This window comes from Armatimonadota bacterium (assembly GCA_035527535.1).
Classification (GTDB): domain Bacteria; phylum Armatimonadota; class Hebobacteria.
On record DATLAK010000016.1, the window covers coordinates 1 to 2,682 of the forward strand.

Sequence of the window (2,682 nt, forward strand, 5' to 3'; positions counted from 1 at the left end):
AGGGTCGAAACCCACACCCCGGGATGCGCCTTTTCCACCGCCGCGGCGACCTGGTTGACGAAGGTAATCAACGACCCGGCGGGGCTGCCGTTCTCCGCGTCAATCCTCGCGCACGCGGGGCAGGTGCAGTGCGAGTCGTTGTCATTGGCGGAGACCTCGACGATCTCGGTATTCGGATGCTCCTCGAGCACGCGCAGCACATTGGCAGTGGCGATCTTCACCACCTCGGGATTGGTCAGGCACAACTGCTCCAGGGTGCGCTGGCCGTCAACCAGGGCGAAGTACTCGGGGTGGTTCTTGAAGTACTGGTCGGGGGGGACAAGCTGGTTGAAGGTATGGACGAAGAGGCCGTCATAGTCAACATGGCCGCCCCATTCCTCGGGCACCGGCGCCCGAGGCGCATTGGTGCGATTGCGCAGCGACCAGGTGGGGTTGAAGGCGGCGAAGTAGAAAGGATCGCGAATCAGCAGCGGCGGCGTGTAGGCGCGCGGCACCGGCCGCAAGCGCAGCGTGCGGCGATGCGGGAGGCGGCTGCTTTCGCCCGCATACCAGCGGCAGCCCAGGTCCTCCTCCAGCAGCGCATAGACCGCGTAGATGGGCCCGCGCAGGCGCCCGCCCAACAGAAAGAGCCTGGCGCCGTGCGCGCCGATCGCGTATCCCTCGTCACCCAGACCGGCCGCTGCCTGGGGCACTTCGGCCTTGGCGAGCCGGTTGGTCCGTCCGACGCTGATCTCGGTCGCGATCGCGGGCGCGCTGTCGGGGACGATGCGGAACTCGGCGCCGGTCATCTCGCCCAGCCACCGCGCAAGATCCTCGGCGGCTTTGTTATCCTGCGAGGTCGGCTGCGCCGGGATCACTATGACATAGTCCGTTTCGCCGTCTCGGGCCAGGGTCAAGGGGGAGCTGTGCTGCCCCCGGGGCGCCAGCGAGTTGTGCCAGCCGGCCGCCACGCTAGGGCCCCCGCTCAGCAGCACGGGCCCCAGCAGGACTGCCGCTACCAGGGTTGGAAAGTTCATGGGTTCCACCTCCGTCGAAGGCGCCCTGGCCGCAGGTGGTGCCAGGCTTGACCTTCCCGCTCGGTTCGACGCCGCCACGTTGAGTCCTGCGATGCCGCAGGGCATGCCCATCGCTGGTTTCTCCGCCGGGCGCGAACTCCCCGCGGTGCAAGCACACACTCCGGGCTACCTGGGCGCCTCCCTTGCCACCACGGCTTTGGCCAGAGCCAGATCCAGAGGACGATCCGCCGCCACCAGGTAAACCGGCAGGTAGATACCGCCCATGTATGCGCTGTTGTAAACGCGCACCGCGATCGTGTTGGTCTCGCCGAGCTTCAGGTGCGGCCGGGGATCGAAGGCGAACGGCGTCACCCAGATCTGAGGCGGCGCCAGGCCCGTGGTCGCGCAGCTGTGCTCGAAGGCCGGTTGCCCGTTGAGGTACACCCACGCCTCCTCGTCCACGGCGCCGAAATACAGGTACAGGTACTTGCGATCCAGGCTCGCGGGAACGGCGATGGTTTGCCGATACCATCCGAACCCGGCGTAGTGCGGGAAGCCCTGGCTCTCCCAACCGTTGCCGAGGTCGCTGCGCACCTCGGCCCAATCGGCGTCATTGAATGAGGCGCCGTACCACCCTTTCGATCCCCCCACATCCTGCGGGTCAATGGCGAATCTCCAGACCGCCGGCAGCGCCCACACCACGACTTCGCTCGGCTTGATGCTCGGCAACACTTCGAAGACCCTGAGCTTGTCGCGCCATTCCTGGAGCCTGGAGTCAAGGTCGGGAGGGCCCTCCCTCGTGAAAAGCACGTTCTCGCGGCGCGCTTCTTTCTCGAACTCGGCGATGAGGGAGCGATAGCGGTCCGGCCCGGTGAACCCCGGCCCCCGGCACAGCTTGACGTAGATGATGGACAGCCGCGCGAGCTGCACGCGGCGCCGGATCTCGTCGCTGCGCGCCAGCGCCTCGGCGCGATCGAACAGCGCGGTCGCCTGGTCGAGGAACTCGCGCGAGAGGAACGGAGCATCCATATTATAGCCGCAATCCGTCACCTCGGGGTGCTCCCGCCCGGCCCGATCCAGCAGCTCGTAGTAGGCGGCGATGGCCGGCGCGGCCTCCTCGTAATAGCCCTGGACGAAGTCTCGCGTCAGCTCCTCCACCTCGCGCGTGGGGTCCCACAGCAGCTTGGCCATGACCCAGCTGCGCATCTCCATGCGCTCGCCGCCCGCGCCCTGGTAGGTGCCCTGCAACATGACGCCCTTCACCTTGTGCGCGACGTAGAAGCGCACGCTCGGCGCCAGCACCTGCATATTGGGCATCGGCGCAGGGTAGTGCGCGAAATTGGCGGTGTAATCCCAGATGGTAAGCTGGTTGCATATCGCCGACCACGCGATGATTGCCTGCCGATAGCGCTCGCTCTCCGGGTGGTCGCTGGAGACGAAGTCAACGAACGGGTAGCGCCACCCGTGGAGGTTGTTGCACAACCGGACCACTACGTTCCGGCGCGGTCGCACCCGGGTGGGTGCGTCAACCGTATGCTGGTAGGCGAGGGTCGAAACCCACACCCCGGGATGCGCCTTTTCCACCGCCGCGGCGACCTGGTTGACGAAGGTAATCAACGACCCGGCGGGGCTGCCGTTCTCCGCGTCAATCCTCGCGCACGCGGGGCAGGTGCAGTGCGAGTCGTTG

General features: G+C 66.8%; 2 protein-coding genes. Both read right to left on the reverse strand.

Features of this window, described 5'->3' with window-relative positions; all coding sequences use genetic code 11:
- On the reverse strand, positions 1-1,016 hold a 1,016-nt coding region (locus VM221_00790; GenBank protein HUT73354.1), incomplete at its 3' end, for a DUF4838 domain-containing protein.
- Positions 1,017-1,181: 165 nt separating this feature from the next.
- Positions 1,182-2,682, reverse strand: a 1,501-nt coding sequence (locus tag VM221_00795) for a DUF4838 domain-containing protein (GenBank protein ID HUT73355.1), incomplete at its 5' end; no start/stop codon positions are given.